The sequence below is a fragment of the Streptomyces sp. NBC_00988 genome, from assembly GCF_045162645.1.
Classification (GTDB): domain Bacteria; phylum Actinomycetota; class Actinomycetes; order Streptomycetales; family Streptomycetaceae; genus Streptomyces.
The window spans coordinates 5,623,491-5,641,768 of record NZ_CP108730.1 but is presented as its reverse complement, the minus strand read 5'-3'; the positions used below and the strand labels follow the sequence as shown (position 1 = coordinate 5,641,768).

The 18,278-nt window shown below is 69.4% G+C and carries 15 protein-coding genes; 10 read left to right on the top strand and 5 right to left on the bottom strand.

What is annotated here, in order from left to right:
• The first annotated feature begins 20 nt into the window (after window positions 1–20).
• The 3 genes from OG496_RS25610 to OG496_RS25600 all read left to right on the top strand — a co-directional run bounded on the left by OG496_RS25610 (window position 21) and on the right by OG496_RS25600 (window position 2,941).
• Window positions 21–1,274, top strand: a complete 1,254-nt coding sequence (locus tag OG496_RS25610; RefSeq protein WP_405972544.1) for an amidohydrolase family protein — start codon at window positions 21–23, stop codon at window positions 1,272–1,274.
• Window positions 1,271–2,194, top strand: a complete 924-nt coding sequence (locus OG496_RS25605; protein WP_405972543.1) for an LLM class F420-dependent oxidoreductase — start codon at window positions 1,271–1,273, stop codon at window positions 2,192–2,194. The genes OG496_RS25610 and OG496_RS25605 overlap by 4 nt, the downstream gene beginning before the upstream one ends.
• Before the next feature lie 96 nt (window positions 2,195–2,290).
• Entirely contained in the window at window positions 2,291–2,941 is a 651-nt protein-coding gene (locus OG496_RS25600; RefSeq protein ID WP_405972542.1) for a response regulator transcription factor, read from the top strand.
• Between the two features lie 40 nt (window positions 2,942–2,981).
• Here the strand turns inward: OG496_RS25600 and OG496_RS25595 are convergent, their stop codons facing one another.
• Both OG496_RS25595 and OG496_RS25590 read right to left on the bottom strand, forming a co-directional pair.
• Window positions 2,982–3,776, bottom strand: a complete 795-nt coding sequence (locus tag OG496_RS25595) for a hypothetical protein (RefSeq protein ID WP_366496863.1) — start codon at window positions 3,774–3,776, stop codon at window positions 2,982–2,984.
• Window positions 3,777–3,848: 72 nt separating this feature from the next.
• The gene (locus OG496_RS25590; RefSeq protein WP_405972541.1) at window positions 3,849–4,583 is read right to left on the bottom strand and encodes a hypothetical protein; all 735 of its coding nucleotides are present in this window, start codon (window positions 4,581–4,583) and stop codon (window positions 3,849–3,851) included.
• Window positions 4,584–4,783: 200 nt separating this feature from the next.
• Here OG496_RS25590 and OG496_RS25585 point away from each other — a divergent pair, with 200 nt between their 5' ends.
• The 4 genes from OG496_RS25585 (at window position 4,784) to OG496_RS25570 (ending at window position 10,126) form a co-directional block, all read left to right on the top strand.
• Window positions 4,784–5,560 (top strand): glucose 1-dehydrogenase, encoded by a 777-nt coding sequence (locus OG496_RS25585; RefSeq protein ID WP_365606767.1) that lies wholly within the window; start codon window positions 4,784–4,786, stop codon window positions 5,558–5,560.
• 106 nt (window positions 5,561–5,666) lie between these two features.
• Window positions 5,667–6,785: an LLM class flavin-dependent oxidoreductase gene (locus OG496_RS25580; protein ID WP_405972540.1), complete on the top strand. Its 1,119-nt coding sequence runs from the start codon at window positions 5,667–5,669 to the stop codon at window positions 6,783–6,785.
• Between the two features lie 123 nt (window positions 6,786–6,908).
• Window positions 6,909–8,630, top strand: a complete 1,722-nt coding sequence (locus OG496_RS25575) for an amidohydrolase family protein (protein WP_405972539.1) — start codon at window positions 6,909–6,911, stop codon at window positions 8,628–8,630.
• A 44-nt stretch (window positions 8,631–8,674) separates the two neighbouring features.
• Window positions 8,675–10,126, top strand: a complete 1,452-nt coding sequence (locus OG496_RS25570; protein WP_405972538.1) for an aldehyde dehydrogenase family protein — start codon at window positions 8,675–8,677, stop codon at window positions 10,124–10,126.
• 42 nt (window positions 10,127–10,168) lie between these two features.
• On the opposite strand, the gene OG496_RS25565 is transcribed toward OG496_RS25570, so the two are convergent.
• The gene (locus OG496_RS25565; RefSeq protein ID WP_405972537.1) at window positions 10,169–10,564 is read right to left on the bottom strand and encodes a nitroreductase/quinone reductase family protein; all 396 of its coding nucleotides are present in this window, start codon (window positions 10,562–10,564) and stop codon (window positions 10,169–10,171) included.
• Window positions 10,565–10,614: 50 nt separating this feature from the next.
• Between OG496_RS25565 and OG496_RS25560 the strand changes: the two genes are divergently transcribed.
• Entirely contained in the window at window positions 10,615–11,427 is an 813-nt protein-coding gene (locus tag OG496_RS25560; protein ID WP_405972536.1) for an endonuclease/exonuclease/phosphatase family protein, read from the top strand.
• A gap of 17 nt (window positions 11,428–11,444) precedes the next feature.
• Here the strand turns inward: OG496_RS25560 and OG496_RS25555 are convergent, their stop codons facing one another.
• Entirely contained in the window at window positions 11,445–12,989 is a 1,545-nt protein-coding gene (locus OG496_RS25555; protein WP_405972535.1) for a CehA/McbA family metallohydrolase, read from the bottom strand.
• 246 nt (window positions 12,990–13,235) lie between these two features.
• On the opposite strand from OG496_RS25555, the gene OG496_RS25550 reads away from it, so the two are divergent.
• On the top strand, window positions 13,236–15,821 hold the full coding sequence (locus tag OG496_RS25550; protein WP_405972534.1) for a bifunctional FO biosynthesis protein CofGH: 2,586 nt from the start codon (window positions 13,236–13,238) through the stop codon (window positions 15,819–15,821).
• Window positions 15,822–15,966: 145 nt separating this feature from the next.
• On the top strand, window positions 15,967–16,518 hold the full coding sequence (locus tag OG496_RS25545) for a hypothetical protein (RefSeq protein ID WP_405972533.1): 552 nt from the start codon (window positions 15,967–15,969) through the stop codon (window positions 16,516–16,518).
• Here the strand turns inward: OG496_RS25545 and OG496_RS25540 are convergent.
• Window positions 16,511–17,011 (bottom strand): DUF2165 domain-containing protein, encoded by a 501-nt coding sequence (locus OG496_RS25540; RefSeq protein WP_405972532.1) that lies wholly within the window; start codon window positions 17,009–17,011, stop codon window positions 16,511–16,513. The two genes, OG496_RS25545 and OG496_RS25540, sit on opposite strands and share 8 nt — an antisense overlap.
• Between the last annotated feature and the right edge of the window lie 1,267 nt (window positions 17,012–18,278).

The window sequence follows — 18,278 nt, the reverse complement described above, 5'->3', positions numbered from 1 at the left end:
TCGGCGCTACCGTGAGCGCCATGGACACCCAGAACCCCCAGCAGACCGACCAGGCGACCCTCCCTCTGATCATCTCCGTCGACGACCACACCGTGGAGCCCGCCGACGTCTGGCAGCACCGGCTGCCCAAGAAGTACCTGGACACCGGCCCTCGCGTAGTCCGCGCGCCACTGAAGGAAATGACGTTCCTCGGCGGCCGGTTCAAGCCCGTCATGGGCGAGCCCGGCGACGACGGACCCATCGGCGACTGGTGGGTCTACGAGGATCTGCACCGCCCCCTCACCCGCCTCGACACCGCCGTCGGCTACAGCAGGGACGAGATCAAGCTCGAAGTCATCACTTACGAGCAGATGCGTCCCGGGTCGTACGACGTCCCGTCCAGGCTCGCCGACATGGACGTCAACCACGTCCAGTCCGCCCTGTGTTTCCCCACCTTCCCCCGTTTCTGCGGCCAGACGTTCACCGAGGCCGCGGACCGCGAACTCGGCCTGCTCTGCGTCCGCGCCTACAACGACTGGATGGTGGAGGAGTGGTGCGGCCCGGACGCGAACGGCCGCCTGATACCACTCCCTCTCATCCCGTTGTGGGACCCGGAGTTGGCCGCCGCGGAGGTCCGCCGCAACGCGGCCCGCGGCACCCGCGCCGTCGCCTTCTCCGAGATACCCCCGCACCTCGGCCTGCCCTCCATCCACACCGACGACTGGGACCCGTTCCTCGCCGCCTGCGCCGAGACCGGCACGGTCATCGCCATGCACATCGGCTCCAGCAGCCGGATGCCCTCCACCTCGGCGGACGCACCGCCCGCCGTCGGGTCGACGATCACGTTCGCCAACTGCTGCTATTCCATGGTGGATTGGCTGATGAGCGGCAAGTTCGAACGCTTCCCGGACCTCAAGGTCATGTACGCCGAGGGCCAGATCGGCTGGATCCCCTACATCCTGGAGCGCGCCGACGTCGTCTGGGAGGAGAACCGCGCCTGGGGCGGCGTCGCCGACAAGGTCCACCGCCCGCCGTCCGAACTCTTCACCGAGCACGTCTACGGCTGCTTCTTCGACGACGCGTTCGGCCTCAAGAACCTCGACTCGATCGGCGTCGGGAACGTCCTCTACGAGACCGACTACCCCCACTCCGACTCCACTTGGCCCAAGTCCCGCGAGGTCGGCGAGGCACAGATGGGACACCTGGCACCGGACGTGGTCGAACGGATCGTCCGAGGCAACGCGATCGAACTGCTGGGCCTGACCCCGGACGGCCTGTGGGAGGGCCCCAAGTGACCGGCCTCGCCTACGGCATTCAGCTGCCCGTCCAGTCGCAGAGCACCATCTACGCCGAGCCCTGGGAGGCCGACGCCGGGCCCGCCGACCTCGTCGAGATCGCCCGGGCCGCCGACCGTTCCGGCTTCGACTACATCGCGGGCTGCGACCACGTCGGCGTCCCGCGCCGCCTCGCCGCCGCCATGAGCACGATCTGGTACGACCCCGTCGCCACCCTCTCCTACCTCGCGGGCGTCACGGAGCGCGTCCGGCTCCTCAGCCATGTCGCGGTCGTAGGCCTACGGCACCCGCTGCTCACCGCCAAGCAGTACGCCACCCTCGACCACTTGAGCGGGGGCCGGCTGATCCTCGGGGTCGGCGCCGGGCACGTACAGGAGGAGTTCGAGGCGCTGGGGGTCGACTTCGACCGCCGGGGACCCGTTCTCGACGAGTCGATCGACGCGTTGCGTGCCGCGCTCGGGCCGGACGAATTCCCCGAGCACCACGGCAAGTTGTACGACTTCGAGGGGCTCGGGCAGCGGCCCCGGCCCGCGCAGGAACACGTCCCCCTCTGGGTCGGCGGATCGTCCCCCGCCGCCGTACGCCGGGCCGCGCTCAAGGCGGACGGCTGGCTGCCGCAGGGCGACCCGCGGGACAAGCTGCCCGCGCAGATCGAGCGGATCCGGCGGCTGCGCGAAGAGGCCGCCGTGGAAGGTCCGTTCGTGTTCGGGGCCATCACCGAGCCGCTGTACGTCGGCGCCCCCGGGTGGGAGGTCGGGCGCCGCACGCTCACCGGGGCGCCCGAGGCCCTCGCCGAGTCCCTTCGCGCCTACGGGGCGATGGGCGTGGACCAGATCCAGGTGCGGTTCCGCTGCCGTGACCGGACCGAACTCACCGACCAGATCAGCGAGTTCGGGACCGAGGTGGGGCCGCTGCTCTGAACACGCCTCTGATCACTACCTGTTTGAACACGGTCACGCCGCGCCGCGTATGTACGGACGTACGGACGTCATGGCTCCGGCGGAAGGACCCCCGAAGTGCGATCCTCCGAGCGACTCGTAGTTGCCGTGGCCTCCGTGGGGGTCACCTGGCCGCACGAGGACTGGCCGCCCCCGGACGATCCGTACGTGGACCGTGTGGTGCATGTCCCCCCGCCCTACCAGGGGTTGGCGGAGACCACGGCGGACGTCGTGGTGCTGCACTGCGAGGATCCGGCCGTGTCCTTTCCGGGGCTGCTGGAGGTTCTGCGCGCCCGGAGTGTCCCGGCGGTCGTGGTCAGTCCGCGCCGGGACACCGAAGCGGTGGTCGAGGTGTTCCGGGCCGGGGCGGGCTATCTGGTCGAGGGCGACCACTGCCCCGAGATGATGTCCTCGGCGATGGTGGCGGCCACCGTCGGGCACACCTACCTCTCTCCGTCGGCGTGCGACGCCCTGCGCGAGGGGGCCCGGCGGATGGCCGCGACCGACGACGCGATGGAGCGGCTGCGGGCGCTGCTCTCGCCGCGTGAGCAGCAGATCATGGAGCTGCTGTCGACCGGGCTGGGCGCGCAGCAGATCGGGGTGCGCTTAGGGCTGAGCGAGAAGACCGTGCGCAACAACCTCAGCAACATCTATGCCAAGTTGGACGCCAGGAGCGGCACGGACGCGGTCCTGCGGTGGCTGGGAGCCACGCCCGTGCTTCGCACCTGAGAACCGTCCGGGAACACCGGCCGGATTCCCTTTCCGGGGATCAGGGCGCCGGGACCTCCGACAGCGGTATTTCCACGTCGGTGACATTGGCGCCGCCCTGGCCGAATCCTGCCTCTTCGGACTGGAGGGCCTTCGTGGAGTTCGGGACGGCGTCGGCCGCGGTCGTCTCGCATGTCACATTCCGCAGCCAAAGGCGCCCGTCGGGCGTTCCGTTGTTCAGGATCTGCGGATAGAAGACGTGCACGGTCGCCGCTCCCTCGCTCGGCGCGAAGAACACCGTCTGACCGTCCTGTGCCTCTTTGTACGTGGCCTTCAGGAATCCGCTCACGTCGGTGCGCTTGGCGGACCACATGTAGAAGGCGGTGCTGTCCGGCTGCACGGTGTCCGTCCGGCTGAACGCGAGGGTGGTCGTCTTGTCGTCGCGCGTGATGTTGATGGTCGACGTGCTGAATTCCAGGCCGACTTCGAAGAGCGAGCTGCCGAGTTTCGTGCCGGCGTCGGTGGTGGATCCCTCCTCCACCTGAAGAGTCCTCGTCACCGAGGTGCTCACATTGAAGGTCTTCGTCGCGGTGCTCGTGGAACCGCAGTTGTCGGACACCGGGGAGACGCGTTCATTGGGCCCGAGGCTGTTCGCCTTGAACTGCACATCCACGAACTCGCAGTTGGCCAACTTGTCGGAGTCCGCGGAGCAGTCGGCGCTCACTTCGGACGGGGTGGCGGCGTTCGCCTGGTTCATCAGCGGGACGATCACCGCGAGCGCCGCGACGGGGGCCAGGGCCAGGGTGATGCGCTTCTTCTTGCTCCGGTGGCTTCTGGTGCGGCCGGTCCGGGTCATGGGTGTCTCCTGTGGGGGTGAGGTGCGCTGAAGTAGCTGTGAACTGGGGTTGCTTGACGACCGTCGGGTTTCTCAGCAGTCCTCCAGGACCGCCTTGGAGGTGCCGTCCACGACACCGGGAGCACCGGCCGCGCCCGGCAGGATCACGGGCCCTTCGACGACGTCCGGTGCCACGAAGTTCTGTTCGGGGGAGGGGTTCACGGCGAAGCTGCCGGGATCGGCGTCGATGCGCACCCGCCATTCGCCGGTCATACGCTGCAACTTGGGCGTGAACTCCATGTGGAGCACCTTGCCGACCGGCACGTCCCGCGCCTCCGTGTCACCGGCCGTCGCCGACTTCACGGTCATGTCGAGGGTGCCCTTGTGCTTGACCCAGGACCCGCTCAGGAATCCGAACAGGCCACCGCCGCCGCCCTGTTGGGTGGAGACGTACTTTCCCTGACCCTGGGCGGCCGTCGCCGACCAGGTGATGGAGACCTTGGCCGGATCGGTCGCGTTCGGCTCGCAGTTCGGGAAGTCGATGGACGCCTTTTCGGTGGGTCCGTCGAAGGTCTCGAAATTCGTCTCGACGAAATCGCAGTTGTCGGCCTGGAAACCGTCCGCGAAGGCGCCGCCGAAATCCTCCACGGACCGCTGTTCGCCGTTGACCACCGCGGACCTCTCGCACATGGTCATGATCTGGTCCGGCGTCTTCGCCTCGGCCGCGTTCGCCGACGGCAGCAGGGCGACGACCGCCCCGGCGGTGGCGAGTGCCGCGCCGATCGCCACATACCTGACTTTCCTGTTGCGCAATCTCCGCTTTGCCATACCCGGCATTCTTGGAGTCAAGCCGAGGTATGGACAGGGTCAAATGTCCCTACTCCACGGTCACTTGACGTGTGCTTGCGCACTTGCAGTGTGCTTGTGCAAGGCCTCTCTTTTGTGCGAGGAGTCCGCCCGCTCCATCTGACGCTTCGTCAGATACGGCGCTACGATGCCCCGCATCCACCGATCCCGAGGAGGCCCGCATGGGCAAGCTGGACGGGCGCGTCGTCATCGTCACCGGGGCGGCGCGCGGGCAGGGGGAGCAGGAGGCACGGCTGTTCGCGGCCGAGGGCGCGAAAGTCGTCGTAGCGGATGTGCTGGACGAGCAAGGGGAGGCGCTGGCGAAGGAGTTGGGCGCGTCCGCGTCCTACGTCCATCTCGACGTCGGTGAGGAGGCGGACTGGAGTGCCGCCGTCGGGGCCGCCAAGGAGGCGTACGGGCGGATCGACGGGCTGGTCAACAATGCCGGGATCCTGCGGTTCAACTCCCTTGTGGACACGCCGCTTGAGGAGTTCATGCAGGTCGTGCGGGTCAACCAGGTGGGTTGCTTCCTGGGGATCAAGACCGTGGCGTCGGCGATGGAGGACGGCGGCACGATCGTCAACACGGCCTCGTACACGGCGGTCACCGGGATGGCGGCCGTCGGGACCTACACCGCCACCAAGCACGCGATCCTCGGGCTCACCCGGGTGGCCGCGCTGGAGCTGGCGAGCCGGCGGATCCGGGTCAACGCCGTCTGCCCCGGGGCCGTGGACACCGCGATGTCCAACCCGGCGCGGCTCGACCCGGACGCGGACCCGGAGGAGATGACCCGGGCGCTGGACGAGCTGTACCGCAAGCTCGTGCCGCTGGGCCGGATCGGGCGGGCCGACGAGGTGGCGCGGCTGGCGCTGTTCCTGACGTCGGACGACTCGTCGTACATCACCGGGCAGCCGTTCGTGATCGACGGGGGCTGGCTGGCCGGGGTCAGTGTCATCTGACGGCACTGACGTCATCTGACGGGGCGTCATCTATTGACGAATCTGACGCTACGTCAGAAAGTCGTAGCACTCATAGGGACCATCTGGACTGGGACGGTGAACCTCCTTGGAATTCGGGCTCTTTGTACAGGGATACGTGGGCAAGCGCGCCGAGACGGACCCGCTGGCCGAGCACAAGGCGCTGATGGAGGAGACCGAGTACGTCATCCAGGCGGACAAGTCCGGCTTCAAGTACGCCTGGGCGTCCGAGCACCACTTCCTGGAGGAGTACTCGCACCTCTCGGCCAACGACGTCTACCTCGGCTACCTCGCCCACGCCACCGAACGCATCCACCTCGGGTCGGGCATCTTCAACCCCCTCGCCCAGGTCAACCACCCCGTGAAGGTCGCCGAGAAGGTCGCCATGCTCGACCATCTCTCCAACAACCGCTTCGAGTTCGGCAGCGGGCGCGGGGCCGGGTCGCACGAGATCCTCGGGTTCATACCGGGGGTGACCGACATGAACTACACCAAGGAGATCTGGGAAGAGACCATCGCCGAGTTCCCCAAGATGTGGCTCCAGGACGAGTACGTCGGCTTCCAGGGCAAGCACTGGCAGCTGCCGCCGCGCAAGATCCTCCCCAAGCCGTACGGGAAGGCGCACCCCGCGATGTGGTACGCCGCCGGGTCACCTCCGTCGTACGCCATGGCCGCGAGGAAGGGCCTTGGCGTCCTCGGGTTCAGCATCCAGAAGGTGTCCGACATGGAGTGGGTGCTGGAGCAGTACAAGACGGCGATCGTGAACGCCGAGCCGGTCGGGGCGTTCGTCAACGACAACGTCATGGTGACCACGACGGCCATCTGCGCGCCGACCCATGACGAGGCGATCCGCATCGCCACGAGTGGGGGGCTGCACTACCTGCCCTCGCTGGTGTTCCGGTACCACGACACGTTCCCGCGGCCTGAGGGGTTCCCGGTGTGGCCGGAGACCCTGCCGGAGTACACGCCGGAGTTCGTCGAACTCCTCGTGGAGGAGGAGCTGTTGATCTGCGGCGATCCGGATGAGGTGCTCACGCAGTGCAAGCGGTGGGAGCAGGCCGGGGCGGATCAGTTGAGCTTCGGGCTGCCGGTGGGGGTGCCGAAGGAGGAGACGTTGCAGACGATCCGGTTGATCGGGGAGCACGTCGTTCCGAAGATCGACACGGATCCTGTGCATCGGACTACGCGGTTCCGTCAATCGGCTTGAGGGTTCCTTGCGGGGTGCGGGTGCGTGGGGGCTGGTCGCGCCCACGCGGCGGTAGCCGCCGATCGACACAGCCCCGCGCCCCTAAGCAGGTAGCCCTGGCCGGAGTCTGAGGAGGTAGCCCTCGTGCTTGATCACGTCATCAAAGGTGTCACCGTCGTTGATGGGACGGGGGCGGCCCGGTTTGTCGCCGACGTCGGTATACGGGACGGGCGGATCGCCGTCATCGGGACGGTGGTTGAGGAGTCCCGGACGTCGGAGGACGCCGCCGGCCTCGTCCTCGCGCCCGGGTTCGTCGACCCCCACACCCACTACGACGCCCAGCTCTTCTGGGATCCGTATGCCACGCCCTCCCTCAACCACGGGGTGACGACCGTCGCCGCCGGGAACTGTGGGTTCACGCTCGCGCCCCTGATGCCGGAGGACGCCGACTACACGCGCCGGATGATGTCCAAGGTCGAGGGGATGTCGCTGGTCGCGCTGGAGGAGGGGGCGCCCTGGAGCTGGCGTGGGTTCGGGGAGTATCTGGACGCGCTCGAAGGGCGGATCGCCGTCAACGCCGGTTTCATGGTGGGGCATTGTGCGCTGCGCCGGTATGTGATGGGGCCGGATGCGGTGGGCGGGCAGCCGAGTGAGGAGCAACTCGCCGAGATCGTAGGGCTGTTGCACGAGGCGATGGACGCGGGTGCCTGGGGTTTCTCCACCACCCAGTCCTCCACGCACTCGGACGGTGACGGGAAGCCGGTCGCCTCCCGGCACGCGCTGCCCGCTGAACTGATCGCCCTTTCCAGGGCAGTTGGGGAGCACGAGGGTACGCAGATCGAAGCCATCGTCGCCGGGTGTCTCGATCAGTTCAGTGATGCCGAGATCGATCTGTTCGTCGAGATGAGCGCGGTGGCGGGGCGGCCGTTGAACTGGAACGTGCTGACCATCGATGCCGCTGTGCCTGAGCGTGTGCCCCGGCAGCTGTTCGCCAGTGAGCGGGCTCGGAAGGCCGGGGGGCGGGTCGTCGCCCTGACCATGCCGATCCTCACGCCGATGAACATGTCCCTCGGCACCTTCTGCGCGCTGAACCTGATACCCGGGTGGGGGCCGATCCTGAGCCTGCCCGTGCCCGAGCGGATCGCCAAGCTGCGGGAGCCGGACGTACGGGCAGAGATGCTGAGGAGCGCCAACAGCAAGGAGGCGGGGGTCTTCCGGCGGCTCGCCAACTTCGGGCGGTATGTGATCGGGGATACGTACAGCGACGCCAACGAGGGGCTCACCGGGCGGGTGGTCAAGGACATCGCCGCCGAGCGTGGTCAGGAGGCCTTTGAGTGTCTCGTCGAGATCTGTGCGGCTGATCAACTCCGTACGGTTCTCTGGCCGATGCCCTCCGACAACGACCCCGCTTCCTGGGCGCTGCGTGCCGAGACCTGGCAGCACGAGGACGTGCTGCTCGGCGGGTCCGATGCCGGGGCGCATCTGGACCGGATGTGCGGGGCGCCGTACACGACCCGGTTCATCGGGGACTGTGTGCGGGGGCGGAAGCTGGTGGGGCTGGAGCAGGCCGTGAAGATGCTCACCGATGACCCGGCCCGGTTGTTCGGGCTGCGGGAGCGGGGGCAGTTGCGGGAGGGGTGGCATGCGGATCTGGTGCTCTTCGACCCGGAGCGGATCGACGCCGGCAAGGCCACCCTGGTGCACGACCTGCCGGGCGACAGTCCGCGCCTCGACTCCAAGGCGATCGGGATACGGGCCGTGTGGGTCAACGGAGTCGAGGCCATCCGGGACGACGTGGTGAGCGGGAACGTGCCGGGGCGGGTGCTGCGGTCGGGGCGGGACACCAGGACGGTGAGCACGAAGTGAGTTCCCAAGTCGGTTCCCCGGGCGGTTCACCAGTCGCTTCTCAAGTGGCTGATGGGCAGCGGTTGTTCGTCGGTGGGGAGTGGGTCGAGCCTGACGGTGGGTACTACGCCGTGGTCGATCCGGCCACCGAGGAGACCGTGGGGTGGGCGCCGGAGGCCTCTCGGGGGCAGGTGTTCGCCGCTGCCGCCGCGGCGCGGGAAGCCTTTGGGCCGTGGTCGCGTACGCCGGCCGAGGAGCGTGCGGCGATTCTCGGGCGGGCCGCGGACATCATCCGTGGCGGGCTCGTGCCGTACGCCGAACTCGCCCAGGCGGAGACCGGCGCCACGACCGGGACCGCGCGGGGCATGCAAGTGGGCGTCGCCGCGGCCCGGTTCCGGCGGTACGCGACCGTGGAGCCGGCCGAGTGGGCGATCGCGCCGCAGGTCAACGAGGCGGGGCCGTTCGGGCGGGCGGCTGTCATGGGCGCGCTCGCCGTGCGGCAGCCGGTGGGTGTCGTCACCTGCATCACGTCGTACAACAACCCCTGGGCGAACCCCGCCGGCAAGATCGCCCCCGCCCTCGCCATGGGCAACACGGTCGTCGTGAAACCGGCGCCGCAGGACCCGCTGTCCGTCTACCGGATGGCCGAGGCGCTGGAGGCGGCCGGGGTGCCGCACGGGGTCGTGAACGTCGTCAACGGGCAGTCGGTGGAGGTGGGGGAGGCCGCGGTCGAGTCCGGTGACGTCGACATGGTCAGCTTCACCGGTTCCACGGCCGTCGGGCAGCGGATCGCCGAGGTGTGCGGGCGGGGCATGAAGCGGCAGTTGATGGAGCTGGGCGGGAAGGGCGCGGCGGTCGTCTTCGACGACGCGGATGTGGCGGCTGCCGTGTCCGGGATCGGTACGACGTTCTCCTTCTACAGCGGGCAGATCTGTACGGCGCCTACACGGGTGCTGGCACAGCGCGGGGTGTACGACCGGCTGGTCGAGCAACTGGCGGGATATGCGCGGGCGTTGAAGGTCGGCGATCCGCGCTCGCCGGACACGGTGGTCGGTCCGGTGATCTCGGCGGCACACCGGGAGCGCGTCGAGTCGTACGTCGAACTGGGCCGGAAGGAGGGCGCGGTGGTCGTCGCGGGCGGTGAACGGCCCTCCGACGGGCCGGGGTTCCTCGTCGCACCCACCGTCCTCGCCGACTGCGGTGCCGAGATGAGGGTCGTCCGCGAGGAGATCTTCGGGCCGGTCGTCGTGGTCGTCCCCTTCGACGACGAGGAGGAAGGAATCACCCTCGCCAACGACAGCGACTACGGCCTCATCGACTACGTCTGGTCGGGGGACGTGGCCCGGGCGTTCCGCGTGGCCCGGCTGCTGCGGGCCGGTGGGGTCGGGGTCAACACCGTGGGGCGCAACATGGAGGCGCCGTTCGGGGGGTTCAAGAAGAGCGGGGTCGGCCGGGACGTCGGCTCGTACGCGCTGCATGCGTACAGCGAGGTACAGGCGATCGTGTGGCCGGGGTGACGCCGAGCCCCCCGCCCGCCGGGCCGCGTCCCCCGCCCACCGTCACTTGTCCAGATCCACCCGCACCGTCAGCAGGCTCGACCCCATCGCCTTCACCGCCGCGCTGTTGAAGCGGGGCAGGGTGCGCAGGCGGGCCTGGGGGTCGTCGTCGGGGAGGAGGTGGGCCGTGCCGGTGTGCCAGCGGCCCATGACGCGGACCCGGACCTTCGGGTCCGCCTTGATGTTGCGGACGTACTGGGAGAGCTCGCCGAACTCCGACACCAGCCAGAACGTGTCGCCGACGCGGCGGCCGCCGAGCGGGGTGCGGCGCGGCCGGCCGGAGACGCGGCCTGTGGTCTCCAGGACGGTCTGGGTGGGGAGGTGGCGGGTGACCGAGTTCAGCACGCGTTGGATCCGGCTGATGGTGCGGTACTTGGCCTCGGGGTTCGGTGTCGGCATCTTTCTCGGATCTCCTGTTGCTCGGACGGGGCGTGGACTTCAATGATCCCGTGCGCGTGGTGACATGGAACCTGTGGTGGCGGTACGGGCCCTGGGAGGCCCGGCAGAAGGCGATTCTGGCCGTGTTGCGGGAGCTTGAGCCCGATGTCGTCGGGTTGCAGGAGGTGTGGGATGCCGAAGGTGTGAACCTCGCCGGGTGGCTCGCCTCGGAACTCGGAATGCACTGGACCTGGGGAGCCTCCCACGACCCCGGGTTCTGGCAGCGCCGACTCGGCGATCCCACCGTCGGGATCGGCAACGCCGTCCTCAGCCGCTGGCCCGTCGCCGAGCGGGCCGTGCTGCCGCTGCCGCCCGGGGACGGTGACGGCGGCCGGCTCGCGCTGTACGCGGGGCTGGACGCGCCGGGGCACCGCGTCCCCTTCTTCACCGTCCACCTCTCCTCCGCCACCGAGGCCTCGGCCGTACGGTGCCAACAGGTCAGCGCGCTCGCGGAGTTCGTCGCCGCCCGCCGTGGCGACGGGCCCTTCCCGGCCGTCGTCACCGGCGACTTCAACGCCTGGCCCGACTCGGACGAGGTCCGGCTGTTCGGCGGGTACCGGACGGCGCCGGCCGTACCCGGTCAAGTCCTCATGGACGCCTGGGACTTCGCCGAGCCGGGGGCGCCCTCGGCCACCTGGGACCTCAACAATCCGTACATCGCGGGCACGTTCGGGCCGAGCGTGCGCGTCGACTACGTCTTCGTCGAACCGACCGGGAAGGGCGGGCTCGGGCATGTGCGGGGCGTACGGCGGGCCGGGGACGGGCCGGTCGACGGGGTGTGGCCGACCGACCACGCGGCCGTCGTCGTGGACCTGAGCGCCTAGTTCAGCAGTTCATCGGTTCACCGCTTGGCTTCGCCCAGGAAGATCGGGTTCGTGAACGCCGCCAGCGCCCCCGGTACCGTTCCCGCCGCCGTCTCGTGCCTCAACTCGGCCCGTACGTAAGCCGCGTAGGCCGCCGTAGTGTGCCACTCCACGGTCCCCGCCCCGCTCACCGGCAGCGGATCGCTGGTGAACAGGACCCCCTGGTCGGTCACGAAGCGGACGGTGCAGCGTGGGGCGCCGGTGGCTTCCAGCCGTAGCGTGACCGGGGTGTCCGCGTCGACCCTCAACCGCTCGCCGATTCCCGCGTGTTGGGCGCGGCCGCCGGTCGCGGTGAAGGTGAGGGAGAGGTTCTTGGACTCGGAGACGTAGGAACGGCCCGCGCGGAGGCCGTCCTGGATCGCTTCCCGCGTCAAGTCGTCGGCCAGGACGACGGTTTGGGGCAGACCGATCGCGTCGGGGTCGCGGTGGGCGTCGCTGTTGCCCATCGCCGGGAGCCACTCCCGGTTCGCCCGTACGGATGCCACCAGCGTCGCGTCCCAGGAGGCCAGGGCGATCTCGTCATCCGGCGTGTAGGGGCCGTTCCACACCTCGACGGCGTCCGCCTCGCCGAAGCCGAACTTCCAGGCGCAGCCGATGCAGGTGGCGTGCGGGTGGGCGGGGACGACCAGGCCGCCGGCCCGCCGGATCTCGCGGGCGTACTTGCCGAAGCGGTTGTCGCGCGCCCGGTAGCGCCAGTCGATGAAGGTGGTGGGCTCGGTGCCGAGGGCGACGACGTGACCGTTACGCGTGGTGACTTCTTCACCGAGCATGATCAGCAGGTCGTCGCCCGCCTCCGAGGCCCAATGGGGGTGCGAGGACGGGGTGTTGTGCTCCGACGTGTTGATGAAGTCCAGGCCCGCCGCCCGCGCCAGCGCCGCGATCTCGGCGGGGGTGCGGCGCCCGTCGGAGTACCAGGAGTGCAGGTGGCAGTCACCCCGGTACCAGGCCCGCCCGCGCCCCTTCGCCCGCTCCGGTGGGTACACCGGCCGCGGGGCGACGCCCGGGTCGCCGTAGGTGAGCGTGATCGTGAGCTCGTACGACAGGCCCTGCGGGGAGACGGTGTACGGGCCCAGGGCGACGTACCAGGTGCCGGCGCGCACCGGGCCGGGGAGGTAGCCGGGCGTCGCGTCGTCCGTGCGGATGAAGAACTCCGTGCGGGCCCCGCCCGACCAGCCCCGGAAACCCTTGCCGCCCAGGTCCGTGCCGTGCTGGTCGAAGATGCCGATGTCGAGGGCGTTGCCCTGGGTGCCGGCCGGGACGGACGGCCTGTCGTACGTGTAGGCCACCTTGATCTCGGCGACCCCCGTGGGGACCTCGACGGGCACGTACACGTAGTCGGGCGAACCGGTCGGGATCGTGCCCCGTACCGTCCGCGTCTCCTGGGCGCCGCTCGCCGGGGTCGTCGCACCGCTCGCGAAGGTCACGCTTCCCAACGTAAGCGCGGCGGTGGCGCCCGTCACGATCAGCGCGCGTCTGTTCATCCCGAAATCGTGATCGCCGTTTCCGTGATCGTCGTCGCACATGCCGCTGCTCCCGGGGTGTCGTGAGTGACAGGGATCGTGCAGGAGTGACTCGCAGGACTGCTACGACTCTGGTAGTCGGCTGTGAACTCCCGTGCAAGGGAAGGAAATCGACACCTGTCCGGAGAACGACGGCGGATACGGGAGGAGAACGCGTCGCCGCGGCCCGTTACACCCTGTAACGATCTACGCGGCGGGATGAATCGGGCGCCCCCTTTGGCCTGATCACACCGATCGTATGCTCGAAGGATGACGACTCCCGCGAGCTCCGGAACCGGCCCGACCGAGAACTCCATGCGTCGCGCCCTCAAACGCGCCCGTGACGGCGTGGCCCTCGACGTCACGGAGGCGGCGGTGCTGCTCCAGGCGCGCGGCGAGGCCCTCGACGACCTCACCGCGTCCGCCGCCCGGGTGCGCGACGCGGGCCTGGCGACGGCCGGCCGCCCGGGCGTGATCACGTACTCGAAGAGCGTCTTCATCCCCCTCACCCGCCTCTGCCGCGACAAGTGCCACTACTGCACCTTCGTCACCGTCCCCGGCAAGCTCCGCCGCGCCGGCCACGGGATGTTCATGTCCCCCGACGAGGTCCTCGACATCGCCCGCCGTGGCGCCGAACTCGGCTGCAAGGAAGCCCTGATCACCCTCGGCGACAAGCCCGAGGACCGTTGGCCGGAGGCGCGCGAGTGGCTCGACGCGCACGGGTACGACGACACGATCGCGTACGTCCGCGCCATCTCCATCCGCATCCTGGAGGAGACGGGCCTGCTCCCGCACCTCAACCCCGGGGTGATGACCTGGACGGACTTCCAGCGCCTCAAGCCGGTGGCCCCGTCCATGGGCATGATGCTGGAGACGACGGCGACCCGCCTGTGGTCCGAGCCCGGCGGCCCGCACTACGGCTCCCCGGACAAGGAGCCCGCCGTACGCCTGCGCGTCCTGGAGGACGCGGGCCGGTCCTCGGTCCCCTTCACGAGCGGCATCCTGATCGGCATCGGCGAGACCTACGAGGAGCGCGCGGACTCCCTGTTCGCCCTCCGCAAGATCTCCCGCTCCTACCACGGCATCCAGGAACTGATCATCCAGAACTTCCGCGCCAAGCCGGACACGGCGATGCGCGGCATGCCGGACGCGGAACTGGACGAGCTGGTGGCGACGGTCGCGGTGGCCCGGCACATCATGGGCCCGTCGGCCTGCATCCAGGCCCCGCCCAACCTCGTCGACTCCGAGTACAAGCGCCTGATCGGCGCGGGCATCGACGACTGGGGCGGGGTCTCCCCGCTCACCATCGACCACGTGAACCCCGAACGCCCGTGGCCCCAGATCGAGTTGCTGCGGGAACAGTCGGCGGAGGCGGGCTTCGAACTGCGCGAACGCCTCTGTGTCTACCCGGAGTTCGTGGGCCGCGGCGAACCCTGGCTGGACCCGCGCCTGCTGCCGCACGTACGGGCACTGGCGGACCCGGAGACGGGACTCGCCCGTGAGGACGCGGTGGTCGAGGGCCACGCGTGGCAGGAACCGGAGGAGGCCTTCGTGTCGTCCGGCCGCACGGACCTCCACACGACGATCGACACGGAGGGCCGTACGTCCGACCGCCGTGACGACTTCGACGAGGTCTACGGCGACTGGGGCGCCCTGCGCGAGGCTGCGGCGCCCGGCATGGTTCCCGAGCGCATCGACACGGACGTACGGCAGGCGCTGGCGACGGCGGCCGACGACCCGACGAAGCTCACCGACGCGGAGGCCCTCGCGCTGCTGCACGCGGACGGCCCGGCGCTGGACGCGCTGACGCGGATCGCGGACGACGTGCGGAAGTCGGTGGTCGGCGACGAGGTGACGTACATCGTCACGCGCAACATCAACTTCACCAACGTCTGCTACACGGGCTGCCGTTTCTGCGCCTTCGCGCAACGCCGTACGGACGCGGACGCGTACACACTCTCCCTCGACCAGGTGGCGGACCGCGCCCAACAGGCCTGGGAAGTCGGGGCAGTCGAGGTCTGCATGCAGGGCGGTATCCACCCCGACCTGCCCGGGACGGCGTACTTCGACATCGCGAAGGCGGTCAAGGAACGCGTCCCCGGCATGCACGTCCACGCGTTCTCCCCCATGGAGGTGGTGAACGGCGCGACACGCACCGGCCTCTCCATCCGCGAGTGGCTGACGGCGGCGAAGGAGGCGGGCCTCGACACCATCCCCGGCACGGCGGCGGAGATCCTCGACGACGAGGTCCGCTGGGTCCTGACGAAGGGCAAGCTGCCGACGGCGACCTGGATCGAAGTAGTCACCACGGCCCACGAGTTGGGCATCAGGTCGAGCTCGACGATGATGTACGGCCACGTGGACCAGCCGCGCCACTGGCTGGGCCACCTCCGGACCCTGGCCTCCATCCAGCAACGCACGGGCGGCTTCACGGAGTTCGTGACACTGCCGTTCATCCACACCAACGCACCGGTGTACTTGGCGGGGATCGCGAGGCCGGGCCCGACGATGAGGGACAACAGGGCGGTGGTGGCGATGGCGAGGTTGTTGCTCCACCCGCACATCCCCAACATCCAGACGAGCTGGGTGAAGTTGGGCTCGGAGGGCGCGGCGGAGATGCTGCGCTCCGGGGCGAACGACCTCGGCGGCACGCTGATGGAGGAGACGATCTCGCGGATGGCGGGTTCGTCGTACGGCTCGTACAAGTCGGTACGGGACCTGGTCGCCGTGGCGGAGCTGGCGGGCCGCCCGGCGAGGCCGCGCACCACCCTCTACGGCGAGGTGCCGGAGGAACGGCAGCGGACGGCGGCGGTGTCGGACGGACACCTGCCGGAGCTGTTGCCGGTGCTGGACTGAGGGGCGGGCAAGGGCGGGCAAGGGCGGGCAAGGGGCGGGGACGCGGGCGGAGAGGTCAGGCGTCGGGATGGGGGGCCGGTACGATGATCCGACCCCTGTTCGATCGGGATGTGGGGGCTGTGAGTAGCTGAGGAGATGCGTGCCCGTGCCTGCCTCCAAGGTCTGGGTGACCGGTCTGACGGTGGGAGCGATCGCCGCGGTCACGGTCCTGGCCGTCCAGGCCAACAAGGGCCCGCACCCGAAGGCGTCCGCCGCCCGCCCGAGCGCCTCGGCGTCCGCGCACGCGTCCACGTCCCCGAAGCCGCACGTGACGGCCGCCGCGGTACCGGCCTCCTCCGGTACCGGGCGGCGCATCGTCTACGCCGTGGGCCAGAAACGGGTCTGGCTGGTCGACGCGAGCGACAAGGCGGCCCGCACGTTCGCGGTCTGGCCGGGCACCGTGAGCCCCGACCCCGGCAAGTACACCGTGTCGGTCCGCAAGGACGCCACGACGGGCTCCGACGGCGTCCAGATCGAGAACATCGTCTACTTCGCCACCAAGTCCGGCCTCAACATCGCCTTCTCCAACGCGGTGGACGGCTCCTCGCCCCCGCCGGCGGCGGGCAAGGAGACGGGCGGCGTCCGCATGGGCAAGGCGGACGGGGCGGCGCTGTGGACGTTCGGGACGACGAGCACGAAGGTGGTCGTGGTCAAGTAGCGGAACTCCTGGTCGGGAGTTGCACGACGAGCAGCACGACCCCGCTCAGCAGGAACACCCGCGTCGCCGCCTCCAGCCCGTTCCAGTCCTTCGACTGCCACATCGAGAACCACTCACCGCCGACCGCGATGAACCCGGCCCCGAACAACACCATGAGCATGAGCAGCCCGTACGTGGAGAACCGCCGCGCCCGCTCGTCATCACGCCGAACCCACAGCCAGGTCCCATAACCGAGCACGAGCGCGGCAACCGTCTCCCACACGATGATCACGACATAGACGGCATCCTGCAGCCCTCTACTGCTGACCGCCCGCCACATCAGATCGTCGTCCTTGAACGTCGTGTCCATGGCCAACACATGCCGCACGAACTGCTGGTTGGTCCCGAAGTCGGTGATGTTCCCGAAGGCGACGAGGGCGATGTAGAGGGCGACGGTGGCGGTGAGGAGGGTGGCGGCGAGGGTGGTTGCGGTGCGCGAGGTGGGGGTGGTCATGAGTGTTTCCTTCCCCGGGTACGAGACATGCGCACCGCCGGAGTTGCTGTGGGCCTGGGTTGTGATGTGACCGTTGGGCCGCCCGCTTCTTGGTCAGTGTCGGGATTGCGTGAGTCGAGTAAAGGGCGCTCCCTGCGGTCGCGTCGGCTGCGCCGATTGCGCTGCGCTTCACCCTTGACTCGTCTCACGCAATCCCGTTTCAGAAGCGAGCGGGCGGCCCCGAGGGATGGGTGGCCAGGCAGGAATCCCCTTGCCTGTACTGGGTTCCGGGCCGGTGCGTGGGGGCGCTCACGTCTCGCCAGCACGCCGGGTGGGCTCAGCGGCCAACGGCGGGTGTGGGGGCGCTGCCATCCCGCCTGTATGCCGGTGGGCTCAGCGGCCGACGGTGGGTGGGTGGTTGCGGGAAGCCGGGGGTAAATCTAACCACCGTCGCAGGCTTTGACCGGTTAGAGATGACCCCGGCTTCCGGAGAGGGCCGGCTCGGGGCGAGGGCGGCGTGTTGCCGTCTCGCCCGCGCGCCACCTCGGCTCAGCGGCTGTCGGCCGGTGGGGACTTGCTGCGCAAGACGCCACCAGGCCGAGGGGCAAGGGGCCAAGGGGCAAGGAGGGGCGCCGGGGGCGTGGCCGGGGGTGTGAGGGGAACGCGCTCACGTCTCGCCTGCGTGCCGGGCAGGTTTGGCGGCTACCGGCCGGTGGTGTGTGCGGGGACCGACCTCGACCCCACAAGCAACGGGTCATGGGCAACAGGTAGTCAGGTAGTAGTGGGTGATAGGCAGTTCTGGGCCACAGGCGCGGGGAAGAACTCCGGGCCGGTGCCGGGTGGCGGCCCGGGTGGTGGCCCCCATCTGCCGATTACGTCTCCCCGGGGTACCCGGTTCGCAGCAATGTGACAGCCGAAGCAGAAGTGTCACACTTCTCCGACCCACCCACCCCCGACCTCCCGCCCTGGCCCCGGCATCTCTGAAAGCCGGGATCTTTCCTAACCGGTAAAAGGTTGTGACGGTGGTTAGATTTACCCCCGGCTTTCCGCAACCACCCACCCACCCACTGTTGGCCGCTGAGCCGAGGCGGCATGCAGGCGGGACGGCAGCGCGCGCCCCACCGACCGGTAGCCGCTAAGACCATCTGGTGTGCAGGCAAGACGGCAGCGCACCCCTCCACACCGGTCGGCAGCACGGTTCAGGCAAGGGGGTCCCTACCTGGCCACCCGTCTTTTCGGGCCGCTCGCTCGCTTCTGAAACGGGCTGGAGCGGCCCTAGTCAAGGGTG